The 23,793-nt window shown below is 48.1% G+C and carries 17 protein-coding genes and 1 pseudogene; 9 read left to right on the top strand and 9 right to left on the bottom strand.

Features of this window, described 5'->3' with window-relative positions; all coding sequences use genetic code 11:
- Positions 1–30: 30 nt before the first annotated feature.
- Both B2U90_RS00920 and B2U90_RS00915 read left to right on the top strand, forming a co-directional pair.
- A complete protein-coding gene (locus B2U90_RS00920; RefSeq protein WP_292016858.1) occupies positions 31–897 on the top strand; it encodes an AraC family transcriptional regulator in 867 nt (288 codons plus the stop codon).
- Between the two features lie 132 nt (positions 898–1,029).
- Positions 1,030–2,397, top strand: a complete 1,368-nt coding sequence (locus B2U90_RS00915; protein WP_292016857.1) for an MATE family efflux transporter — start codon at positions 1,030–1,032, stop codon at positions 2,395–2,397.
- Between the two features lie 121 nt (positions 2,398–2,518).
- On the opposite strand, the gene B2U90_RS00910 is transcribed toward B2U90_RS00915, so the two are convergent.
- From B2U90_RS00910 to B2U90_RS00890, 5 genes are all read right to left on the bottom strand, one after another.
- Positions 2,519–3,523 carry a PdxA family dehydrogenase gene (locus tag B2U90_RS00910; protein WP_292016856.1) on the bottom strand — a complete coding sequence of 335 codons (1,005 nt, stop codon included), beginning with the start codon at positions 3,521–3,523 and terminating at the stop codon, positions 2,519–2,521.
- Between the two features lie 24 nt (positions 3,524–3,547).
- Positions 3,548–4,219: a cyclase family protein gene (locus B2U90_RS00905; RefSeq protein WP_059076130.1), complete on the bottom strand. Its 672-nt coding sequence runs from the start codon at positions 4,217–4,219 to the stop codon at positions 3,548–3,550.
- Between the two features lie 17 nt (positions 4,220–4,236).
- On the bottom strand, positions 4,237–5,451 hold the full coding sequence (locus B2U90_RS00900; RefSeq protein ID WP_292016855.1) for an MFS transporter: 1,215 nt from the start codon (positions 5,449–5,451) through the stop codon (positions 4,237–4,239).
- Positions 5,452–6,002: 551 nt separating this feature from the next.
- Positions 6,003–7,931 carry a sigma 54-interacting transcriptional regulator gene (locus tag B2U90_RS00895; RefSeq protein WP_059076132.1) on the bottom strand — a complete coding sequence of 643 codons (1,929 nt, stop codon included), beginning with the start codon at positions 7,929–7,931 and terminating at the stop codon, positions 6,003–6,005.
- A gap of 21 nt (positions 7,932–7,952) precedes the next feature.
- Complete coding sequence (locus tag B2U90_RS00890; RefSeq protein ID WP_059076133.1) at positions 7,953–9,041, bottom strand: hypothetical protein; 1,089 nt, start codon at positions 9,039–9,041, stop codon at positions 7,953–7,955.
- A gap of 202 nt (positions 9,042–9,243) precedes the next feature.
- Between B2U90_RS00890 and B2U90_RS00885 the strand changes: the two genes are divergently transcribed.
- From B2U90_RS00885 to B2U90_RS00865, 5 genes are all read left to right on the top strand, one after another.
- The gene (locus B2U90_RS00885; RefSeq protein ID WP_292016854.1) at positions 9,244–10,140 is read left to right on the top strand and encodes a DMT family transporter; all 897 of its coding nucleotides are present in this window, start codon (positions 9,244–9,246) and stop codon (positions 10,138–10,140) included.
- 222 nt (positions 10,141–10,362) lie between these two features.
- Complete coding sequence (locus tag B2U90_RS00880; RefSeq protein WP_170087032.1) at positions 10,363–10,926, top strand: manganese efflux pump MntP family protein; 564 nt, start codon at positions 10,363–10,365, stop codon at positions 10,924–10,926.
- Positions 10,927–11,220: 294 nt separating this feature from the next.
- The gene (locus B2U90_RS00875; protein WP_292016853.1) at positions 11,221–12,429 is read left to right on the top strand and encodes a hypothetical protein; all 1,209 of its coding nucleotides are present in this window, start codon (positions 11,221–11,223) and stop codon (positions 12,427–12,429) included.
- 297 nt (positions 12,430–12,726) lie between these two features.
- Positions 12,727–13,935: a hypothetical protein gene (locus tag B2U90_RS00870; protein WP_113855277.1), complete on the top strand. Its 1,209-nt coding sequence runs from the start codon at positions 12,727–12,729 to the stop codon at positions 13,933–13,935.
- Positions 13,936–14,086: 151 nt separating this feature from the next.
- Positions 14,087–15,256, top strand: coding sequence for an amidohydrolase (locus B2U90_RS00865; RefSeq protein WP_059076138.1), 1,170 nt, complete (start codon positions 14,087–14,089; stop codon positions 15,254–15,256).
- Positions 15,257–15,324: 68 nt separating this feature from the next.
- Here B2U90_RS00865 and nrdG read toward each other — a convergent pair whose 3' ends face one another.
- From nrdG to B2U90_RS00845, 4 genes are all read right to left on the bottom strand, one after another.
- The gene (nrdG, locus tag B2U90_RS00860) at positions 15,325–15,879 is read right to left on the bottom strand and encodes an anaerobic ribonucleoside-triphosphate reductase activating protein (protein ID WP_292016852.1); all 555 of its coding nucleotides are present in this window, start codon (positions 15,877–15,879) and stop codon (positions 15,325–15,327) included.
- A gap of 74 nt (positions 15,880–15,953) precedes the next feature.
- Positions 15,954–18,164, bottom strand: a complete 2,211-nt coding sequence (nrdD, locus tag B2U90_RS00855) for an anaerobic ribonucleoside-triphosphate reductase (RefSeq protein WP_292016851.1) — start codon at positions 18,162–18,164, stop codon at positions 15,954–15,956.
- A 343-nt stretch (positions 18,165–18,507) separates the two neighbouring features.
- Positions 18,508–19,338 (bottom strand): hypothetical protein, encoded by an 831-nt coding sequence (locus B2U90_RS00850; protein WP_292016850.1) that lies wholly within the window; start codon positions 19,336–19,338, stop codon positions 18,508–18,510.
- Positions 19,339–19,473: 135 nt separating this feature from the next.
- Positions 19,474–20,871 (bottom strand): purple acid phosphatase family protein, encoded by a 1,398-nt coding sequence (locus B2U90_RS00845; RefSeq protein ID WP_292016917.1) that lies wholly within the window; start codon positions 20,869–20,871, stop codon positions 19,474–19,476.
- 209 nt (positions 20,872–21,080) lie between these two features.
- Between B2U90_RS00845 and B2U90_RS00840 the strand changes: the two genes are divergently transcribed.
- The gene (locus B2U90_RS00840) at positions 21,081–23,219 is read left to right on the top strand and encodes a TonB-dependent receptor (protein WP_257536617.1); all 2,139 of its coding nucleotides are present in this window, start codon (positions 21,081–21,083) and stop codon (positions 23,217–23,219) included.
- Between the two features lie 55 nt (positions 23,220–23,274).
- Positions 23,275–23,793, top strand: a pseudogene (locus tag B2U90_RS00835) (hypothetical protein); the annotation flags it as partial.

Here is a 23,793-nt window from a genome sequence, read left to right as displayed (position 1 = left end):
ATTACGCATCAGAAGGAGGTATCTGGTCCATTGGAACACGAAAGTTATCATGAAATGATGAAGCGCGGCCGCTTCGATTTTCCCATAGGCTTTTATCATGTTGAAAAATATCATCCCCGCTTTAACATGCCCTATCACTGGCACATGGAATATGAACTCATCCGTATGCTCCGCGGCGGTTTTACTATCTCGCTCAATGAGGAAACACTCCATCTCGTTCCGGGAGATATCGTCTTTATCCGCGACGGAATCGTCCACGGAGGTGTTGTCGATTCCGATGATACGGCGTATGAATGTCTCGTATTTGAGCCTCCCAAACTGCTTCATTCGGCCAATTATCAATCCAGTGATCTCAATAATCTGCTCAATCATACCTTCAATGTCCGCAACCACTTCAACCAGGATGATAAGAAAATAGCTCTCATCGTCCGTATACTCTTTGAAGAAATGCAACGGGAAAATCCCGGTTATGAACTGATTGTCACAGGCATGCTGTATACAGTGTTCGGACTTATCATTCAGGAAAAGCAATATACTCCTGTGACAAAGCAGCCTGTAGAAACGAGTCATCTTCAGATGCAAAAACTAAAAAAGGCATTTCAACTCATTGATGACAAATACGCTGCACCCCTTACGCTCTCCGAGCTTTCCAGTGCTGCCGGATTGTCACCTAATTATTTCTGTAAATTTTTCCAGAAAATGACGCATTATACACCGATTGAATATCTGAACCAGTATCGTATCGATCAGGCCTGCCTGAAACTGGCCTACACAGACAAATCCATCACGGATATTGCCTATTCCTGCGGATTCAATAACCTCAGTTATTTCATCAAAACGTTCCGCAGACAAAAAGGGATTTCCCCTGGTAAATTCCGTCAGGTCAACCGGAAATAGCACTTTTCCACCCGGGACAGGTCTGGTATAATGTCGGTATAGCAGTTTTCTGCTGATACAACAATAATAAAACATAAAGGATAAGAGCCTGCAGCGAATTCTATGCTACAGGCTCTCTGTGTTTCAGCTGCAATGAATAAATCAACTTATGTCACGGACTTTACGACAGGCAGCGTCACCCGGCAGCTTCTCTGGTTCGCCCTGCCTATGCTTTTGTCCCAGTTATTACAAATTACATATAATATGGCAGATATGATTATTGTCGGCCAGGTACTGGGAAAGGCTGGCCTGTCGGCAGTTTCTATCGGCGGGGACCTGACGAATTGCCTGACTTTTATCGCTATGGGATTTTCCAGCGCCGGCCAGATTCTCATATCCCAGTATATTGGGGCCCGGCGTCATGATCAGCTGGCTGCTCTGGTAAGTACCCTGCTCCTGTTGCTGCTCTTTTTTGCTCTGCTTATGACCGCAGGTTGCCTGTATGAACGGCACGCCATTATGGCTCTCATGAATACACCGCCTGAAGCATATGGCGAAACGATGGGATATGCCGTCGTAAGCATGACAGGCATTCTGTTTATCTACGGATACAATGCTGCCAGTGCTATTCTCCGTGGCATGGGGGATGCCCGGCATCCCTTTTATTTCATTGCCTGCGCTACAGTCCTCAACGTCATTCTGGATCTCGTTTTCGTCTGCTTCTGGAATATGGGAGCCGCCGGCGCTGCCCTGGCTACCGTATTCAGTCAGGGAGTCAGTTTTCTGGCCGCATCCTGTTTTGTCTGGCGCCATCGCAGCCAGTACTACCTGCCTGCTTCCCTGGGAGAATTCTTTCATCCTGATTTTCAGATTGCCGGTGATCTTCTCAAACTAGGCGTTCCCATGGCCATCAAAAACGCCTCTGTCCAATTTTCCAAATTATTCGTCAATTCATGGATTAATTCCTATGGCGTAGCCGTTTCCGCATTTTCCGGAGTGGCCAACCGTCTCTATGTAACATCCAATCTTATTTCCAATGCCATCAATACAGCCGGATCGTCCATGATAGGGCAGAACATCGGAGCTGCCCGGTACGAACGGGTCAATCAGATTATCTGGTCCATCTTCCGCATCACCGTTACTCTGGCTATCCTTTTTTCTATCCTGCTGTACACCTGGCCGGTAGAAATTTTTCAGATATTTACCGATGACCCTGAAGTAGCCCGTATCGGCATAGAATATGTCCCAATTGGCATCCTCTGCTTTTTCAGCTGTGCCGGCCGGTCTGCCATGAATTCCCTCATTAATGGCAGCGGCAATACCAAAGTAAACTTTGCAACAGCCCTCTTTGACGGCCTCATCCTGCGGCTGGGTCTGTCCGTCCTGTTCGGCGTCTATCTGAATATGCGCTATATGGGCTTCTGGCTCGGGGATGCCCTGGCCAACTTCACGCCATTCTGGGTAGGTATCCTCTTTTACCTGAGCGGCGCCTGGAAAAAATCCCGGGTCCGGCAAAAATGACTGTGTCCAAATGAAAAGAACCGCATACCCGGAGGTATACGGTCTTATTCATTAACGTCTTATAAGAGGTTCCGGTGTGCTGCCACCGGAGCCTTTTTACGCATCTGCAAAAAGCAGATGATCATGCTTCTTCTCCCCTCCAGCCGGACATCTGGGCTGCCAGACGGATTGCATGGGCAAAAGAGCTCGTTTTGGCAATACCTTTGCCGGCAATATCAAATGCCGTTCCATGTTCCGGTGTCGTAATAGCATACGGCAGGCCACCGGCTACGGTAACTCCTTCATCAAAAGCCAAGAGTTTCGTAGCAATCTGCCCCTGGTCATGATACAACGTCACGACGGCATCGTATTCGCCACGGAAGGCATGCATGAAAATGGTATCTGCCGATACAGGACCGACAATATCTTTGCCCTGGGCCTGCAGGCTTTCTACGACGGGCTTGAGGATATCGATTTCTTCGGTACCGCACAGGCCCCCTTCCCCGCAATGCGGATTGAGTGCTGCCAGAGCAATACGGGGATTATCATAGCCAGCCCGTTTCATCGTCTGATAGGTCAGATCGATGGTCTTCAGGACGTTTTCTTTAGTAATATATTTAGGTACTTCTTTGAAGGGGATGTGCGTCGTCACGCGGAATGTCCACAATTTATTCATGACATTGAGGATACCGCGGGGTTTATCCATCCAGTCGAGGCACTGGGCAAAGAGTTCATGTTCGTCTTCTACATGATACCCGCCCCGTTTGAAAGCCTGTTTGTTGAGAGGGCCAAAGACGAAGCCATCAATCTGATGCTCCTTCAAAAGGTCCATCGAATACACGAGGGTATCACCGGTCACTTTGCCAGATTTAGGATCGACTTCTCCGATTTTGACCGTATCAGGGTCCAGATTTTTCAAATCAATGATGGAAACAGGACCATCCCAGTCAATCTGATCTACCTTATCTACGCAGGTGAACGGAAAATCAACGTGAGAAATTTCCATCCCCCGACGCAATACACGGGCATCGCCGATGAGTACAGGGCGGCAGCACGTATCCGGCATTTTTTCTGCTACCAGTTTGGCAATCAGTTCCGGGCCTACACCGGCTGCTTCTCCTAAAAATATACCGATAATTGGTTTCATAGTTATATATTTCTCCTTACGTTATTATAAAGATTTGACGGCCACAGCCCGTACGGGGCAGCCTTCCACACCTACAAGGCGCAGCGGCAGAGCCATAAAGGTAATTCTGTCTTCTGTAATCTGATCCAGACCCGCCAGATATTCAATAAGGAATACACCTTTCAGGAGTAATGCGTAATGTGTCGTCGATTCACTCATAGGCAGGCATCCTTTATACGTAGCCGCCTGTTTAAGAATCTGATCCTGCGGAAAATCAAAGGCGACAGCCTTAGGCTTTTGGGCATAGAGCCAGTCAGCTGCTTCTTCACTGACAAAAGGAGCATCCGTCCAATATTCTTTAGACTGGATATCACGTTTCTTATCCCAGCAGGTCTTTAAGATAATAATGTCCCCTTCACGGATATCCTTGGCATGTTCTTTTAAATCATCTGCCGTGATTTCATGATCGGCACCGATATGAGAAAGGTCGATGACGGCTGCAGCCCCGCTATAGGTATCGACAGGCAGTTCGTCCAAAGCCGGCGCACCACCTGGTTTACAGTGCAACAGTGTATCAACATGAGTAAAGGCATGGGCCGGAAGCGTCATGACAGAAGCGCGGAAATCATCGCCGGCTTCTAATGTATGTTTCAAACTTTGTTTATATCCCCAACGCCAATGATCGCGGATAGGAAAAGATAAATCAATCAACTTCATGATATTTGCATCTCCTTTTAAGCTTCTTTACTTACCGGGGCAGCCGTAGCAGACGGTGCTTTCGTTGCATCTTTTTTCAGGAATAACAGAAGAAGCGGCGCTACGATGGAAGCAGCGACCAGGAATACCATGCCACCCAGGGAGCTTCCCGTAACGGTTGTGAAATAACCAAAGAGCCATGGTCCGAAGAAACCGCCCAGGTTGCCGACTGCGTTGATGACACCCAGGGTAACAGCCAGTACATCTGCCGTAAGGAATGTTGTCGGAATAGCCCACCAGATACCATAGTAGCACTGGATCAGGCCGCCACAGCAAATCAGGGCGATGACGGCTGCCGTAACATTACCAGAACTTGCCAGAAGTGTAGAAGCCAGCAGGCAGAGAGCCGATGTAACAGCCGGTACAATCATGTGGAAACGGCGTTCGCCCGTCTTATCGGAATGGCGGGAGTTCAAAGTCAGCATAATCATGGCAAAGAACCAGGGAACAGAAGTCAGCAGGCCAACCAGCATCTGGCTGCTGCCCGTCAAATCTTTCATCATGGTCGGAAGCCAGATAGAATAACCGGCAAATCCGGTCTGTGTCAGGAACCAGATAGCAATGAGAATGATTACATTACGGGTCTTAAGGGCTTCCATGACCGACATACCTTTAGTGGCAATTTTCGATTCTTCTTTTGCAGCAGCATTGACAAGGTAATTCCGTTCTTCTTCAGAAAGCCATTTGGCATCTTTCGGATGATCCGTAATGCAGAATATAATCGGGAATGCGCCTTCAATCCAGAACATTTCACGCCAGGTAGCATAGGTAAGGATGAAACCGCAGATAGGCGACATAATCATGGCTGCAAACGGAATGGAAAGCATCCAGATGCCATTGGCCCGGGCCCGTTCATCCAGCGGGAACCATCGTTTCAGGAGCAATACAATGGCTGGCAGGATACAGCCTTCGACGAAACCGATCATAAAGCGGACAATCAGAAGCTGTGTCACGTTCTGGATAAAGCCGGTAGCAGCAGCAAAGATTCCCCACGCAATGAGAGCTACGCCAATCAGTTTCTTAGCACTCCAACGTTCTGCCCATAAGCCGCCGGGAACCTGAAGGAATAAGTAACCAATAGCAAAAATACCACCGGCAAGACCGGCATAGGTAGCACCAATCCCCAGGTCTGATTCCATGCCCGGGAAGGCAAAACCGATATTATTTCTGTCAATCATGTTGATGCAGTACATAAGAAATACTGCCGGTAAAATTCTAAACCATCTTTTCTTTGGAACCGTATTCATTTTTTTCTCCTTTACGTCCGTATTAGTTCATTATAATAGAATAAAAACAAGATTGAAACATATTACGGTCAACGTTCGAGTATTAAATCAAATGGCCATTTCGTTTATTCTCACGTTTCGCATGTCTATATGAAATATTTATGCCAATGTGTATTTACAAACTGCCACCTATGATGTAATAACATAAGATATGCTCTTTTTATTTCAACATGATTTAAAAAGATAAAATTTTCACATAATTTACACACAAAAAAGCCTTCTATTTCGATTAAGGCATCGTTCAATGGAACATATCTTTTCTGTTTTTCATATTTACCGTTTCATATTTTTCATTTTGTGAAACAGAGTAATTACTTCGGAATTATTCTGTTTCACAAAACTTTTATGCAAGGAACAAACTTCAATATAAGAAAAAAACCGCATACCTCGCGGTACACGGTCTTCTTCAATCAACATTCTAAGAGGAGAGCCGATGTGCAGCCACCGATTCTATCCTGTCACTTCATCTGCTTCATTTTCCGCCACAGTGTCGTACGGCTGATTCCCAGTCGTTCTGCTGCATGTCCATAATGATAGTGAGTTTCTTCCAGCACTTGCCGGATACGCTGGTATTCATCCATCTCTCCGGCTGCCGGCGCTGCCACGGTTTTCTGCTCTGCAGGCATTGGCCGCTCTTCTGGCAGGGCCTGCTGGGTAGTTCCAGTCTGTACGCCTCCGCTCAGGGCAATACGCAAGTCGTTTTCGTCCAGTTCAGCTCCTTCGGTAAATACAGCGACGCGTTCCGCCACATTATACAGTTCGCGGATGTTTCCAGCCCAGTGCTGCTGCAGCAGACACTGCTCTGCCGCCTTTGTCATGCCTTCCCAGATAATGCCATCACGGCTGTAAATCCCCGACAAAAAGCGGCGGAACAGGAATAACACATCCTGTCCCCGGTCCCGCAGCGGTGGCAGCACCAGATGCAGCGTATTAAGGCGATAATATAGGTCTAACCGAAATTTCCCTTCCCGGCTCATAGCCGCCAAATCCCGGTTGGTCGCCGCGATGACGCGGACATCGACGGGAATAATCCGGTCATCGCCGACGCGCATGATTTCATGTTCCTGCAATACCCGCAAAAGCAGTCCCTGCATACGTGGAGAAATTTCCGCTATTTCATCCAGAAAGAGCGTACCGTGGTGGGCCGCTTCAAAGAGGCCGCTCTTACCGCCCTTCCGTGCATCGGTAAAGGCGCCTTCCACATAGCCGAAGAGTTCACTTTCCAGAAGATTTTCCGAAAGGACGGCACAGTTTACGGCGACAAATGGTTCCCGGCTGCGGCTGCTGGCATTATGGATACTCTGGGCAAAGAGTTCCTTCCCTGTACCCGTCTCGCCATTGATTAGCACATTGGCATCGGCCTTGCTGTACTGTTTAGCCAGATGAATCGTTTCCAGAAGAGCCGGGCTCTCGCCCAAAATATCATCAAAGTGAGCTTTGGCTATATGCCCTTTCTGATTTTTTTTGCGCCGGATTTCATTTCCCAGGTTCTGCACCTTCAATACGGGCTGAAATGCCGCAACGGCACCAATTGTCTGATTTCCCGTCTGCATGGGAATACAGGTCAGAGTGACATCCTGGTCGTTGAAACGGGTAATGCGGTTGAGTACCGGCTGGGCCGTTTCCACCACCTGGCGCAGGGGGATATGAGGTAAAAGAGATGCCAGCCGCTTGCCCGTGCTCTGTGGCGAAAGTCCTGTAATATTTGCGGCTTCCCGGTTTATGAGCAGAATCTCATCGTTCTTATCCACGGCAATAATGCCATCGTTCGTATAGTTCAGGATAGCCCGGAACAGTTCGGCCCGGCGCCGTTCCTGCAGGGAAAGCTGATAAGCCCTTTTTGCCTCTACCAGCGCCTGATACACAGCTTCCCGGCCGGAGCTGATGCGAACAGCAGAAAAGCCTAGTTTGCGGGCAATAATCGTAGCCGTCACGCCGCCGATGACCGCTCTGACTCCTTTTTCTTTCATTTCCAGAAGTCGTTCCCGTATGCCATCTTCTTCAAATGCCGCAGCAGTTACCAGCTCTACGGGTATCAATTCAGAAATATGCTGGGCGCCGTAAATCATTTCCGTCGTTCCAATGAACCCGATACGTTCTTCGCCCGATTCTTTTTTACAGGCCAGCGCCGCCCGCATGATATCGTATCCACTGATTTTCAGTTCCGTAACCGGCACATGCTTCAGCAATTGTTTCAGTTTACGATACGTAGCCCCTCTGGCCACAACTACGTCGCCGCCAATAGCCACATCATCCAGGATCTGAGTTCCCAGCCGGAGTATCGTTTCCAGCTGCCACTCTTCCCCGCTCTGCTCCTGTTGCTCAAGAAACGTATGGCAGACGACGTCTTTCATTTCCATATATGGCAAAAAGAACGTAATTTTCATAGCTTTCAGCCTGTCTCCTTATCAACAGCAGAGATTGTTGCGCACATTGACGATGAAATCCTGCACATTGGTTACGATAGAATCGACACTCAGACTGCCCCGGTCACGCAATTTGTTGACAGCAAATTCTGAAATATCGACACAATAAAAATAAGTCGGACGTACGACACCATCCACCACGCGATACGACGGGAACATATTGCCGGTCGCTATGGAATGAAGCATGGTGGCCATACAGATAATCGTCGTGGCATCGCTGATCATGGCCCTCATCGCATCCTGTGCCTGATAGACATTTCCAATGACTTCCGGAAGAGGACCGTCATCGCGGATAGAACCGGCCAGTACGAGCGGGACGTGACACTGGTCACATGCCGCGATAATCCCATTGTCTATATGTTCCTGTTCAATAAAAGAATGAATGGAACCATACTGACGTACTTTGTTAATCGTATCGAGATGGTTATAATGTCCCAGCGGTGCCAGCTTTTGGGTATAGATATCCTGCCCCAGAGCCGTCCCCAGATACGCCGCTTCCAGATCATGGGTAGCCAGCGCATTTCCCGCCATGAGTCCATTGACATAGCCATTGCGTACAAGATCCGAAAAGGCCTTTCGCGAATCGGCATCAAAAGCGCAAGCCGGTCCCAGAATCCAGACCACTTTGCCATGGGCTTTTTCATGCCGCAGGAGTTCATAGATAGAATCGTAATCTTTGGAATACGACGTTTCCCGCGAGCGGCCTGTGCGGAATACGAACGTATCTTTATGTTTCTCTTCTTCCGTCAAAAAGCCATCGACGTGTACATAAATCCCTTCTTCACCGCATTCTTTCCGCCCTATGACGACAAGGTCCCCTTTTTTCAGGTTACGGAATTCCACGATGCGGATTTTCTGACCATCATATACGGGCACGCAGTCCATCCGGCTTTCTTCGGCCAGAAGCCAATGTCCGTTTATTTTAAAGTATTCCGGGAAAATCGACATGGAATGGTACTGATCTGGAGCTCCTCCATCTGTCGGTGCCGGCACTAATGTAACGTCCGGAGCATGGACAAACGGTTCTTTCGTAAAATCCGGTGCAGTATAAACTGGCATAGACCAACTCATGATAATTCCTCCTCACTCACATAATATTCTTTATATTCTATATTACATATATATAGTACCTTATTTTATATTGTATCATGCCCGGCCTGAATGAACAAATGATTATTTCTTTCTGATATGGCACTATTTTCTCATTTCCCATGCCTTTACAATCCCTTTTTCATTTCTTATAATGAAGAAAATACACAGAAGGGACGATAGTATGGCAGATGAAAATGTAAAACGAGGAATGGTCTGTGCCACTTTCGGCGCACTCAGCTGGGGACTGTCCGGCACATGCGGCCAGTATTTATTCATGCACTACACCATAGACGCCCTGCTCCTGACGAATATCCGCATGCTCGGTGCCGGTATCGTCCTCATGATTCTGGTCATTTCCCTGCAGCGGCAAACATTGACAGCCCTTTTGCACAACCGGCGCGATATGGTACAACTGGCGGCCTTTTCTGTATTCGGACTCGTTACCTGTCAGCTTACGTATCTATCAGCTATCCAATACGCCAATTCAGGAACAGCCACGGTCCTGCAATCCCTTAATGTAGCCCTTATGTCCTGCGTAGCGGCCATCCGCTTCCGGCGCTGGCCCGACCGCTGGCAGATAATAGCCATCTTTCTGGCATTAGCCGGAGTTTTCCTCATTGCCACAGGCGGCCAGATACAAACTATGGTCATCTCTCCCCAGGGGCTGTTCTGGGGCATCGGCGCCGCTATCGGCTCTATCCTGTACACGGTTATTCCCCATAAACAAATCCGCAAATGGGGAACGCTTCCCGTCAATGCCCTGGGTATGCTCATCGGAGGCATCGTGCTGACGCTCTGCCTGCGCCCCTGGCAGAGCGCCATGAACCTCGATACGACCGGAATCCTGGCAATCGCCTTTATTGTCCTGATTGGCACGGTAGCCTCCTTCACCTTGTTTCTGCGCGGCGTCGGTGATATCGGTCCGGTCAAAGCAACTTTTATCGGCACCCTTGAGCCGGTTTCAGCTACGCTCTCCTCTCTGTTCTTCCTGGGCACATCCTTTTCGTTCACCGATTTCATTGGATTTGCCTGCATCATCGCCACTGTCTATCTGATTACCATGAAAAGCCAGACCTGATTCTCAACTATTTTCTCAATTTTATTGACATGAATGTATAGATACTATATAATGTGTACATTACCTCAAGGGAGTAATCGGTACATAGAAATATGTATAGTAGTATCGACATACTGGTGCCCGCACCCGGTACTATTTGAAATGATGAGACTTGAAGACAGTTTTTCTGTCTTTACGTCTCTTTTTTTTATGATTTTTTATACAGAAAAGGAGCCATCCCTCATGAATACCATCGAATTATTTTTACTGGCCCTGGGTCTTTCCATGGATGCCTTTGCCGTATCGGTCTGTAAAGGCCTTTCCCTGGGACATATCCGCCTGCGCCATATGCTGATTGCCGGTGCCTGGTTCGGCGGCTTTCAGGCCCTGATGCCAACGCTGGGCTATCTTCTGGGCAGTTTCTTTTCCACCTATATCGTGCAGTACAACTACTGGATTTCCTGCCTCCTGCTCGTCCTCATCGGTGGCAATATGATCCGCGAATCAGGCAGCAGTGAACAGGAAAATAACTGTGGCGCCGCTCTCGATGTCCGGACCATGCTCATACTGGCCATCGCCACCAGCATCGATGCCCTGGCAGTAGGTGTTACCTTTGCTTTCATGGGCGTATCTATTCTCTACTCCGCGCTCTGTATCGGCTGTACGACTTTCATCTGTTCTGCCATCGGCGTAAAAGCCGGCAGTCTCTTTGGCCTGCGGTATCAGAAGAGTTCTGAACGCCTCGGCGGTATCGTACTCATCCTCATCGGCCTGAAAATTCTCCTGCAGGGGCTTGGTATACTATAGTTCTCAATTTTGCATGCAATGCATTAAATACTTTTCTTAATATTTTTAAGTTTCTTCTTAACTTTAATATTTTCTGGCATTTTGTTTATTTTTTTATTGACGGAGTGAATATTTTGTGCTAGGATGAGAACAAAATTGAATAAAAGGGGGATAGAAAAACGTTCTACTGTCCAAGCTGTCTGGGGAGACAAGATGACAGTCCGTCAGGAACCTATACTGGCGGAGTAAAGAATATGCGTGCGTTATACCTGACGCATGTATATATTACGTTTTAAGAGGGGAGTATCAGGTATTATGGTCCTTTACAATTTTGCTTTAGCATTTTTTGCCTGCGGCTGCGCATACGTAATCGGTGAATATGTATCCACCATTACCAAAGCGTGGATTCCATCCGTTTTCGTTACGGCCTGCATCATGCTGGTCGGCTACTGGACAATCTTTCCGAAGGAAATGATTACTAATGCTGGTCTCATGCCGTTTGCCAACACTATCGCTATTTTTCTTCTAATCGTTCATATCGGCACTATTATCAGTATCCAGCAACTCATCCGCCAGTGGAAAACGGTCGTCATTTGTCTGTTCGGCCTCTTAGGGATGTGCGTCATCGGCTATTACGTCGGCTCACTCTTTATGGACCGCACCCTTATCATCGCTGGCCTGCCGCCTCTTACAGGTGGTATCGTCGCTGCCACGATCATGCAGATGGCCGCTTCCAAAGCCGGCCTTATGACTGCATCGGTCTTTGCTATCACTATGTACTGCATCCAGGGTTTTGCCGGCTATCCGCTTACGGCTATCTGTCTGCAGGCTGAAGGCCGTCGTCTTCTGAAACAGCTCCGCACGGGAGAAGTCGTCCTTACGCCGGAAGAAATCGAACGTAATTCCCATGTCGGCATGACAGCTATTGCCGATGACAGCAACCGGAAGACACTGATTCCGAAAATGCCGCAGAAATTCAATACACCGGTCTTCATGCTGACTAAACTCGGTCTCGTCGCCTGGTTTGCCATCCTGCTCGGTCAGGCAACACCCGTTAATGGCGCTATCTGGGCACTTGTTCTGGGCGTCATCTTCACCTACCTCGGCTTCCTCGAACAGAACACGCTGAGCCGTGCCGGTTCTTACTGGATTGTCATGTTTGCCCTGATGATGTTCGTATTCGACGGCCTGAAGAACTGCACCCCCGATATGCTGATTTCCATCATCGGGCCTATGATCATCCTCATCGTTACCGGGACGCTGGGCATGTGCATTTTCTCCTTTGTCATTTCCAAAATCCTCAAGATTTCCTTCCCGCTGGCTTTTGCCAACGGCCTGACGGCACTCTACGGATTCCCCTGCGATGCCATCATTACGGAAATGACCTGCGATTCTCTGGCTGATGATATGGTCGAACGGGGCTATCTCATGAGCCACATGTTCCCGAGCATGATTGTTGGCGGCTTTACTTCCGTTACAATTACATCCGTACTGATTGCTGGTTACTTTGCTACCCTGCTCTGATCAGACAGCGGTCTGCACATATCGGTACAAACCATACAGGCGTTATTCTTTATGGATAACGCCTGTTTTTTTATATCGAAAAAGTCTTCTTCTCTATACTGATTATACAAATCAAATATTAATATATTACATCGCATTTATTATATTCTTATCTTGTATATATCAGTAAAACGTTTAATTTAATATTTTAATCTATTATAGCTAATTTTTTATTGACAAACCATTTTGACAGTACTAGTATATGAGTCACCACCTCAGAACGAGGGGATTTAGTTATATGAGAGGGGTTTTGGTATTATGGTACTGTATAACTTTGCCCTGGCCTTTTTTGCCTGTGGCGTCGTATTCGTCATCGGCGAATACGTTTCCAAATTATCTAAAGCCTGGATTCCATCAGTTTTCGTCACCGCCTGCCTCATGTTGCTTGGCTACTGGACGATTTTTCCAAAAGAAATGGTGACTAATTCAGGCCTCATGCCTTTTGGCAATACAATTGCTATCTTCCTTCTGATTGTGCACATCGGTACGATTATCAGCGTCCAGCAGCTCATTCATCAATGGCGTACCGTCGTCATCTGCCTGTTCGGTCTCCTCGGCATGTGCATTATCGGCTATTTTGTCGGTTCTCTCCTCATGGACCGCACGCTGGTCATCGTCGGTCTGCCACCACTGACTGGTGGTATCGTCGCTACGACCATCATGCAACAGGCCGCAACGAAGGCAGGTCTCATGAGTGCCTCCGTCTTTGCTATTGCCATGTATTGTATCCAAGGTTTTGCCGGATATCCGCTCACAGCGGTCTGCCTGCAGGCGGAAGGCAGACGCCTTTTAAAACAACTCCGTACAGGTGAAGTCGTTCTTACACCGGAAGAAATCGAACGTAATTCCCACGTCGGACTGACAGCTGTGTCCAATGACACTCAGCGTAAAACCCTGATTCCTAAAATGCCGGACAAATTCAATACGCCTGTCTTCATGATGACCAAACTTGGCCTCGTTGCCTGGTTTGCTATTCTCCTCGGTCAGGCCACACCGGTCAACGGTGCTATCTGGGCTCTGGTCTTAGGCGTATTCTTCACCTATATCGGTTTCCTCGACCAAAACTCTCTGACCCGTGCCGGTTCGTTCTGGATCATCATGTTCGCTCTGATGATGTTCGTCTTTGACGGCCTGAAAAACTGCACGCCGGACATGCTGATGTCTCTTATCGGCCCCATGGTCATACTGATTCTCGTCGGTACCGCTGGTATGGGTGTATTTGCCTTCATCATTTCCAAAATCATGCGCATTTCCTTCCCACTGGCATTTGCCAATGGCCTGACTGCACTCTACGGATTCCCGGCAGACGCTCTGATTACCGAAATGACGTGTGATTCTCTGGCTGATAATATGGTAGAACGGGGTTATCTCATGAGTCATATCTTCCCGAGTATGATTGTCGGCGGTTTTACCTCCGTTACTATTACATCCGTACTGATTGCCGGATATTTTGCTACATTGCTCTAAATGCTATAATGACTATAACGTATTTTACTATAGCAAAATCAGCAATCTGATTTATCTTTTTTTCTTTCTGTTTATTTGACAGCAATGTTTCATAGGTTTAATATTCTAAATGAAGTTTATTTTTATTTAAAAGAAGAGGGGGTCTTTTAACATGGATATCAAAGAAGTTGCAAAGAAATATGCTGACTATCAGATTAACATGAGACGGTATTTCCATGAAAATCCGGAACTCAGTGAAAAAGAATTCAATACGAGTAAAGTCGTCAAAGAAGAACTCGATAAAATCGGCGTACCCTGGGTTCCCTGCGGTCTGGAAACAGGCGTGCTCGCTACCATTAAAGGCAGCAAACCGGGCAAAACCATTCTCCTCCGCGGTGATATGGATGCCTTGACAGTAACGGAAAAAACAGGGCTTCCGTTTGCCAGCAAGAACGAAGGCGTCATGCATGCCTGCGGCCATGACTGCCATATTTCCATGATGCTGACCGCCGCTCATATCCTGAATGATATGAAGGAAGACCTCTGCGGTACAGTTAAACTGGCTTTCCAGCCGGCTGAAGAAGTAGCCACAGGGGCTCCTGCCATGATCAAAGACGGGGCATTGGAAGGCGTCGACGGCTGCTTCGCTATTCACGTCTGGTTCGACGTCGATGCCGGTCATATCTCCTGCGATGCCGGTCCGCGTATGGGTGCTGCTAACATGTTCACCATTGATGTCACCGGCAAAGGCGGCCACGGTGCTACTCCGCACAGCTGCGTCGATGCCGTTGTCGTCCAGGCTGCAATCATCAACAACCTGCAGTCTATGGTCAGCCGTGAATTCTCGCCGATGGAACCGGTCGTCGTTACGGTCGGCGAAGTCAAAGCCGGCTACCGCTGGAATGTCATTGCCGAAAGTGCTCATCTCGGTGGCACATCCCGCTGCTTCAGCAAAGAAATCTTTACGGCTCTCCCGAAAGTCATCGATCGCATCGCCAGCGAAACAGCTGCCGCCTATCGGGCTACGGCTGTTACAAAAAATACAGTACTCTGCCCGCCGGTCATCAACGATGAACACATGGCTGCCGTTGTCCAGGGTGCATCCCGCAAAGTCATTGCTCCTGATGCTCCCGTAGCAGTTCCAGCCACCATGGGCGGTGAAGATTTCGCTTTCTTCATGGATAAAGTTCCTGGCTGCGTCTGCCAGCTTGGTATCCGCAATGAAGCTTGCAAAGCCGTTTATCCACAGCATTCCTGCTACTACACCGTAGATGAAAGTGCCCTCCTGGGCGGTGCTATGCTCTATGCCCAGACAGCACTGGATTTCAATGCTGAAAAATAATCTGTCCACGTCTCATAAAAAGACCTGCCGCACATGCAGCAGGTCTTTTTATTACGTTCAAATTATCATTATACTTTTGCCATCTTAGACATGGATACATGTCCCGGGTCCCAGAAAATAATATCCCCTGTCCGGAGTGACTCAGGAACGTTGATCGTACGCTGGTTACTGGATCCTTTGAAGAGAAGGGTAACGTCTTTTTTCTCCAGGACAAATTCTCCATCGACGAGAACGTCAATATAGGACAACAGTTCTTTTGTTTCCGGTACAGCCTCTGCCATGCGTCCCAGGAGATCCCGGTCGAAAAGGTATCCCGTAAAGCACCATACATCCTTATGAGGATAGGTCTGCCGGACCCGCCGCAACAGAGGCAGCAGGCCTTTCTGATTGACTGGTTCCATGGGCTCTCCTCCCAGAAGAGTCAGTCCCTGATAGCACTCTTCCCCCAGTAAGGTTATAATCTTGTCTTCTGTTTCCTGTGTATATGGTTTTCCATACGAAAAGTCCCAGGTCATGGGATTAAAACATCCTTTGCAATGGTGGGTACAGCCGGATACGAATACACTCAGCCGCACGCCCGGACCATTGGCAATATCGTATTCTTTTATTTCTGCATAATTCATGATTCTGCCTCCGCGATGAAAGGAGGAGCTGTCTCAGGCAGACAACTCCTCTATGGTCAGACATTTTGCTGTTCTTATAAATGAAGCACCCGGTCTTTGATTTCCTGGGTACGTCCCTGGTTCCAGAACTGGGTACCGATGTATCCGCAGGTCCGGCGTGCAACGGACATCTTGCTCTGATCCCGGTTGCCACAGTTCGGGCATTCCCAGACCAATTTTCCGCTGTCATCTTCTACGATTTTGATTTCACCGTCATATCCACAGACTTCACAGTAATCGCTCTTCGTATTGAGTTCTGCATACATAATATTGTTATATATGTATTTCATAACTGTCAGGACGGCCGGAATATTATTCTGCATATTCGGCACTTCAACATAGCTGATGGCGCCACCGGGCGAAAGGCGCTGGAAATCGGCTTCGAATTTCAATTTATGGAACGCATCAATCGGTTCCGTCACATGGACGTGGTAACTATTGGTGATATAATTTTTATCCGTTACACCTTTAATAATGCCAAACCGTTTCTGAAGGCATTTGGCAAAGCGGTATGTCGTCGATTCCATGGGCGTGCCATATACAGAATAACTGATATTTTCTGCCTGCCGCCATTCTTTGCATTTATCATTAAGACGCTGCATGACAGACAGGGCAAAGTCCCGGCCTTCCGGTGTCGTATGGGATTTACCGAGCATGCGCATGCACATTTCATAGATGCCCGCATATCCGAGGGAAATCGTCGAATAGCCATTATACAGAAGATTATCAATCGTTTCCCCTTTCTTCAGCCGTGCCAGAGCGCCATACTGCCAGAGAATGGGAGCTACGTCCGATACGGTACCGCAAAGCCGTTCATGGCGGCAGCGCAGGGCCCTGTGACAGAGTTCCAGCCGTTCATCGAGGATGTTCCAGAATTTATCCATATCGCCATTAGACGAACAGGCCACGTCAACGAGATTGATGGTTACGACACCCTGATTGAAACGGCCATAAAATTTGTGGCTGCCATCGGGATTGCGCTGGGAATCTTCGACGGTAAGGAAGGACCGGCAGCCCATGCAGGTATAGACATTGCCCTGTTTCAGCTGTTTCATGATTTTTGCAGAAATGTAGTCCGGCACCATCCGTTTGGCCGTACATTGCGCAGCGAGTTCCGTCAGGTACCAATAGGGAGCGTCTTCACTGATATTATCTTCATCGAGGACGTAAATCAATTTCGGGAAAGCCGGTGTAATCCAGACTCCCTTTTCATTTTTGACGCCCTGCATACGCTGGTGCAGCACTTCTTCAATAATCATGGCCAGGTCGTCCCGGGTCTGACCTTCCGGCACTTCATCGAGATACATGAACATCGTCACAAACGGTGCCTGTCCATTGCAGGTCATGAGTGTAATAAGCTGATACTGTATCGTCTGGATACCGCTCTTTACTTCCTCCCGCAGCCGGCAGGCAACGATTTTATCTATAATGGCCGGATCGAGACTTTCTCCGCATACCTTCCGTTCTTCTTCGACCTGACGGCGGATTTTGCGGCGGCTGATATCGACGAACGGAGCCAGATGAGCCAGTGTGAATGACTGGCCACCATATTGATTGCTGGCTACCTGGGCGACAATCTGGGTCGTGACGTTACAGGCTGTAAAGAAACTGTGCGGTTTTTCAATCAGCGTTTCACTGATGACAGTGCCATTCTGCAACATATCTTCCAGATTGATGAGGTCGCAGTTATGTTCTTTCTGGGCATAATAATCCATATCATGGAAATGAATGATTCCCTGTTCGTGAGCCCGGACAATATCTTCCGGCAATAAAACTCGTCTCGTCAGGTCCTTGCTGACTTCTCCCGCCATATAATCCCGCTGTGTCGAATTAATGACCGGGTTTTTATTGGAATTTTCCTGCTTGACTTCTTCATTCATCTGTTCGATGAGTGACAAGATACTGTCATCTGTCGTATTCGTTTTCCGGGATATTTCACGCTTATACCGGTACCGCACATACTTCTGGGCCACTTCATAGCCGCGCATTTCCATGATGCCCTTTTCTACCATATCTTGTATATCTTCGACATTGACAGCATGGGGCTGGCTGGCAATATTCTTAGCAATGGTGTCGGCTACAGCCCGGATCTGGTAGCTGTTCATCTGGTGAATCCCGCTGACTTCCTGATTGGCCTTACTGATTGCATTGATGATTTTGGAAATATCAAAGCCCACTTCCTGACCATTGCGCTTGATGACATGGGTCCTTACATTGATGGTTTCTGTCTGCTGTACCTGTTCCATACTACATCTCCTTGTGTCTCAAACATACGAGGTATTCCTCTTTTATATACAAAATATTGTCAATTAATGTTTTAAAAATACTATATATAGTGTCGTTAATGCCGTGTATTATAATACTACAAAATAAGGGAAAAGCCAATAGAAGAATTGGTATTTCACAGGTTTTTGTGAAAACAATATAAGGAAGCCTTGTCCAGTATCAATTTATCATCTGTTATATCGGGCCATTCCCTCGCTATACGGGCGCACAGAAAAACCGGAAGGCGTATAGAAAGTGAATACCTTCCGGTTATACAATATATAGTGTTTTTTATGACAAGCCTGGGAGCCTGCACGCGCCCTGTTACATCGTATGTCCGGTATCTGCCTTTAGCGCTTTTTCCACCCTGCTGTCAGAAGCTGCCTGCTGCACTTCCGGTTTCTGTACTTCCGGAAGAAGCCGTCCCCCTCCGGGCAGATCCCGCACAGCTTTTTTCAGCCAGGCATTATCAGGAATATCACCATTGTAATAAATGTCATATCCGTTACTGTGAACGTTCGCCAGCGTCGTATCTTCATCCGTAAAAGCTGTCACATAAGATGTACCCGTCACGTCCCACACAGCATCTTTATCGAGGGAGACCGATACGGCCCGCGCCGTTTTGTCTTTATTAAGTGCTCCTTTAAAATAGGTCTTGTCCCGCAGCACCAGTTTTAATGAACTGTTTCCATCGGCCGTCACATCGCCGGCAATCGTCTGATTGGATACGGCATAGCTGATATCGGTGTCGGCCGGAATCCCATTGCCCCAGGTACTGAACTGCATCAGACTGCCATCCGTCCCGGTAAGCTGCAGCCCGGAAGAAGAGCCGTTGCCTTTCCCATCCTGGGAAAGCATGGTCTGCATATTTTCCAGACTTTGAAACTTATCCTGCCAGATACGGGCAAAGGGATCCGGCATAACCATAGAATGATCCATCCAGTCATTGAAGAACTGACGCTGCACTGTCATATCGCGGTCCATGCGCCGTTCCATCGCATCCATACGTTGTTCTAATTGGTCCATCTGGCGTACCAGCTGGCGATTCCAATCACCGGATGCCGTACCAGCAGCCTGGGAAACGAAGGCAGTATTGGCAAATCCCAGTGCCAGTACCGCAGCGGCAGCCAAGAATTTACATGTTTTATTTTTCATTATTATCTACCTCCTGTTCCCTAATTATACTACACCATTGTCACGATTACATGACAGCCCGGCTGGAACGGGATATAGACTTTGCGCCACACGATGGCAGGCATTCCCGTTCCTGTTGCCGGATACGTTCATTCTTTATTTCTGTATGCGCTCCGGTTTTTCTTTCTGTAAAGAGCCGGGGTCTTTAGTTGAATTCTTCTTCTGTAACAACCGATTTTCCGCCGGTTTATTGACTACTTTGCGGACTTTCTTTTTCTCACTGGATGTTCCGGCAGATGCAGTCACCGTATTTCCTGAAGGAGATGGAGCCGCGATAGAAGCCGTATCGATAACCGCGCCATCCATCTTATACGCCGTCACGACAAAGGAATCCGGGGTTACATCTAATACCAGATACATGGGCTGATCCGTAGGATTATAATAAGCCGCATCACAGTATCGTTTTACCGTATCCGTATACGATTCCGTCCCGGCACGGCCTGTTGAAATATACGTCGTGCCTCCTTCGCCGGGCCTGCCATCTATCAGCGGTTCCGTACGGGCATAGCAGTGTTCATGGGCCGTAAAAACCAGTGGCACATGGTACTTATCAAAGAGAGGCATAAAATAAGTCCCATTGATATCGGGAAGAGCCCGGTACGTAGCCGTTACTGCCGGCCGGTGCATGAGCACGATCAGCCTTTTCCCCCGTTTCTGTGCATCTGCCAGATCCCGATCCAGCCAGGTCACTTCATGTTCCATCATGTCCGGATATAACTCGTGCAATTCTTCATAATCCGTATTAAGAGCTGCGTAATGAACGTCGCCATAATCAAAAGAGTAGGCCAGGCGGCTCTGTCCTTCCGGGGCCCCGTACGGTACGGGAAACAGCGCCTTATAGGTATAGGGTTCACAGAATTTCCAGTCCAGAGAATAGGCTTCATGGTTCCCCAGGACCGGTGCTATCGGCATATAGGACGTAAGGATATCAGTATTTTCGTACCACTCTTTCCACTGATACCAGGACTGGCCATTATCGCTCAAATCTCCTACGACCGTAAAAAAAGCGGCTCCGGGATGGGCTTCATAGGCAGACTGCGCCGTCTGTCCCCAGACGCTGTAATCTGATGACTGGGTATCACTGAAGACGAGTACCTCATACCGGTTGAGCTGTTCCGTCGTCGTGTGGAAGGGAAACCAGCCGCTTTCCCCGTCCCCATCGGCAATTTCATATTCATAATCCGTATCGGGCCGGAGTCCCTGCATATAGGCACCATACGTATACGGCGGGACCCAGTCCGCATCGTATACAGGCGGGCGTTTAGGGTTGGTGACAAAGGCCCTTTCTGTTTCCCTGCTGCCTTTCTGACGATACGTAACGGTATAGTCACGGCGTCCGCTGTCATCCTGCCAGGCCACAGTCTTGGCCGTCGCCGAATCGGAAGCGACTATCTGCACCAGATTATTGACAGGAATCGTATCCGCCAGAACCGGCATCAGAGAAGCGCACCAGAAGACAGATAGTATCCCTGCTATGATATGATTATATTTCATCACAATGTTCCTTTCTTATCTTATACTGCATGACCTATTCTAACACGAATAGAAGGACTGGCAAGAGTTATGACACAGTCTGCATAAAAAAATGTCGGAATGGATTGCTTTTTGTCTGAATGGAGTAGAAATTGTCACATTACGCGTGTATACTTGATAAAGATTGTCACAATCGTTTGTGAAATCTCGTATACATAAGGAGGATTATTTTGAAAAAGAAACAATACATACCACTGCTGACAGTTTCAGTTCTTCTGGCCTGCGGTTCCAGTCTGGCGGCCGAACCATCTACCATTAAATTACAGGATTCCTACGTCCATCCTGACTATGTGGAAGTCGAGCGTCTCAAAGATACAAAAGAAGTCATTGTCATACAGAAAAAAGATATCCAGGAAAAGGGCTACACCAGCCTGTCAGACATTCTGAAAGATGTCCCATCCATCAACGTCGGCCTCACCGGACAGGGCGATATCGATATTCGTGGTCAGGGTTCGGACCAGTCTGCCCGTAACCTGCAGGTACTCCTCGACGGGGCTCCCATTACCTCTGTCGTCAATCATCCTCTCAAGACAAACTATGATGTTGTACCCGTGGAAAATATCGAAAAAATTGAAATCATTCCCGGTGGTGGATCCGTCCTTTACGGTTCCGGAGCTTCTGGCGGTGTCATCAATATTACGACGAGTCTGCGGACGATGAATCAGGTACAGAACACGCTCAATACAGAATGGAATTCTGACGGGGAGAAGCTGAACCTGAACATCGGATCCAAAGTCAATGACAAGCTGACCGTTACGGCCGGTTATTCCAAAATCAACCGCAACCTCTATTTTAAAAACACCTACCGCAATAGTGATTATGTATACGGCGGCTTCCGCTATGACATCGATAAAAACCAGCGGCTGACCGTCCGTGCCAGCCATCTGGAAGAGGACAGCCGCTATATCGGTAATATTTCTATTTCCAAAATGCTGAAAGAAGGTAAAAATTATGTTCCCGCTTATCAGACAGTCACAGTCGGCCTCGATGCAGACGGTCACAAAATAACAGAACAGCGGCGTGATTATCTGAATGGCGACCGCCATCTCGATTCATATAATATGACTTATGAATCCAGTATTGGCTCCAACTGGCGGTTTATTGGCGACTTTTTCTATAACAAGGGGTATTACAGCAATACCGATACGGACGATAAGCGCATGTATCACGATACTAAAGGGGCCAAACTGAAATTCGATTATTCCTACGGTTCCGGCAAGCAGAATAACCTGCTGCTCGGCCTGGACATCTACCGGCAAAAAGCTAATCTGGATTATAATAACTATAAATTAGTGAACTATCGGACTAAAACCTATACACTGGAACCATTATCGTTTAATTACGACAAGAAAGTAGAAGCCCTCTATGCTCTGAATGTCATGAACAAAAAGAAATGGACATTCACCCAGGGACTGCGCCGGGAACGCCTGCTGTGGGACTTTGACAAACAGGCAGCCAGCGGACTTTCCGGCGCTGATGAAAGCAATCGCTGGAACACAGCAGCTGAACTGTCGGCAGCATACCATTACAACGATACAGGACGTATATACGCCCGCTGGGAACGGGGCTTTACTTCCCCCGACGGCCTGCAGATCACCGATGAAACGCGTATCGATGGATACAAGCGCTATGTCACGACCGGGGCCGATGACGAAATTTTCAACATGTATGAAGTGGGCTGGCGTGATAAAATCGGAGCTTCCACAATCAGCCTGACAGGTTTTTATTCGTATACAGATAATCAAATGAACCGTTTCTATATTTTTGACGCCCAGAATCACTTGAACATGAAAACCATGAATATTCTGAAAACACAGCGAAAGGGAATTGATTTATCAATCCAGCAGCATGTAGGAAAATGGAAATTTACTGAAGGCTATACGTATCTAAAAGGCCGCAGCAATTATAACGGTGCCGGCGAAGCCTGGATGGCAGAACACCCGAAAGACCGGATTGATTATACCAAGAGCGGGCTCATGAAAGTTCCCAAACATAAAGTCATGCTCCGCGCCGACTACGCTTTCAATAAAAAATTTAATATGGGCGCCACCTACACCTATATCGGAAAATATAATAACTTCCTATCCGATGCCGATAAATATGATAACGATGGCGGAATCATCGGATCTCACTCTCTCGTCGATATCGATGCTCATTATAAAGTGAACAAAAATCTGGAAGTATTCGGTGGCATCACCAATCTGTTCAACAAGACGTATTACGAATACGAATCTGGTATCGGACCCTATAGCACCATCACGGCAGGATCGGACCGGACATATTATGGCGGCGTCAAATATACGTTTTAACATTAAGGAGGTGCCGGAGATGCTGACTCCTTCAGAAGGATAGCACTCCCTGTATATGAATACTCTTTCCTGGAAAAAAGCATACACCGTATCCGGCCTGATTCATGTCCTTTTCTTTTTCATCCTCGCCCTGTTTTTTGTCCATACAGCAGCTACGCAGCCCCCACAAATGGTCATGGTCGAACTGGAAGGAAATGGCAATACAGGTAGCAGTGGCGGTGGCGGCGGGGGCGGTAGCAGCGGAACCCCCGGCTGGCAGAATACGGCTTTTCCCCAGCCCCTCAGTGAATCAGCCGTTTCCAGCAGCCTGCAGGCCGTTAACCGTGCAGGCAGTGTGGCGACAACAGCTGCGTCCGCCAAGATACCGTCAGATCAGAACCGTATATCCATCCCGGATGCAGCACCGGCTTCCCATACAGCAGAGGATGCCGCAACACCGGTTCCTGCAACTGCCGCCTCGGCCGGCAGCACCACTGCAGAAAGTACCAACAGCAATATAGGCGGGGATGCCAGTGGAGAAAGTGGCACCGGTAACGGTGATGGCGTTGGAGAAGGTAGTGGCAGCGGTAACGGT

This window comes from Megasphaera sp. UBA4233 (assembly GCF_002395615.1).
Classification (GTDB): Bacteria; Bacillota; Negativicutes; order Veillonellales; family Megasphaeraceae; genus Megasphaera; species Megasphaera hexanoica.
This window is presented reverse-complemented; position numbering and strand designations above follow the sequence as displayed.

Bases quoted from the DNA above. Each gene is read 5' to 3' on its own strand.
- B2U90_RS00915 (WP_292016857.1), top strand. From the start codon at position 1,030: ATGAATAAATCAACTTATGTCACGGACTTTACGACAGGCAGCGTCACC.
- B2U90_RS00905 (WP_059076130.1), bottom strand. From the start codon at position 4,219: ATGAAGTTGATTGATTTATCTTTTCCTATCCGCGATCATTGGCGTTGG.
- B2U90_RS00850 (WP_292016850.1), bottom strand. From the start codon at position 19,338: ATGAAAAATAAAACATGTAAATTCTTGGCTGCCGCTGCGGTACTGGCA.
- B2U90_RS00865 (WP_059076138.1), top strand. From the start codon at position 14,087: ATGGATATCAAAGAAGTTGCAAAGAAATATGCTGACTATCAGATTAAC.
- B2U90_RS00895 (WP_059076132.1), bottom strand. From the start codon at position 7,931: ATGAAAATTACGTTCTTTTTGCCATATATGGAAATGAAAGACGTCGTC.
- nrdD (WP_292016851.1), bottom strand. From the start codon at position 18,164: ATGGAACAGGTACAGCAGACAGAAACCATCAATGTAAGGACCCATGTC.
- B2U90_RS00885 (WP_292016854.1), top strand. From the start codon at position 9,244: ATGGCAGATGAAAATGTAAAACGAGGAATGGTCTGTGCCACTTTCGGC.
- B2U90_RS00845 (WP_292016917.1), bottom strand. From the start codon at position 20,871: ATGAAATATAATCATATCATAGCAGGGATACTATCTGTCTTCTGGTGC.
- B2U90_RS00880 (WP_170087032.1), top strand. From the start codon at position 10,363: ATGAATACCATCGAATTATTTTTACTGGCCCTGGGTCTTTCCATGGAT.
- B2U90_RS00875 (WP_292016853.1), top strand. From the start codon at position 11,221: ATGGTCCTTTACAATTTTGCTTTAGCATTTTTTGCCTGCGGCTGCGCA.
- B2U90_RS00910 (WP_292016856.1), bottom strand. From the start codon at position 3,523: ATGAAACCAATTATCGGTATATTTTTAGGAGAAGCAGCCGGTGTAGGC.
- nrdG (WP_292016852.1), bottom strand. From the start codon at position 15,879: ATGAATTATGCAGAAATAAAAGAATACGATATTGCCAATGGTCCGGGC.
- B2U90_RS00870 (WP_113855277.1), top strand. From the start codon at position 12,727: ATGGTACTGTATAACTTTGCCCTGGCCTTTTTTGCCTGTGGCGTCGTA.
- B2U90_RS00900 (WP_292016855.1), bottom strand. From the start codon at position 5,451: ATGTACTGCATCAACATGATTGACAGAAATAATATCGGTTTTGCCTTC.
- B2U90_RS00890 (WP_059076133.1), bottom strand. From the start codon at position 9,041: ATGAGTTGGTCTATGCCAGTTTATACTGCACCGGATTTTACGAAAGAA.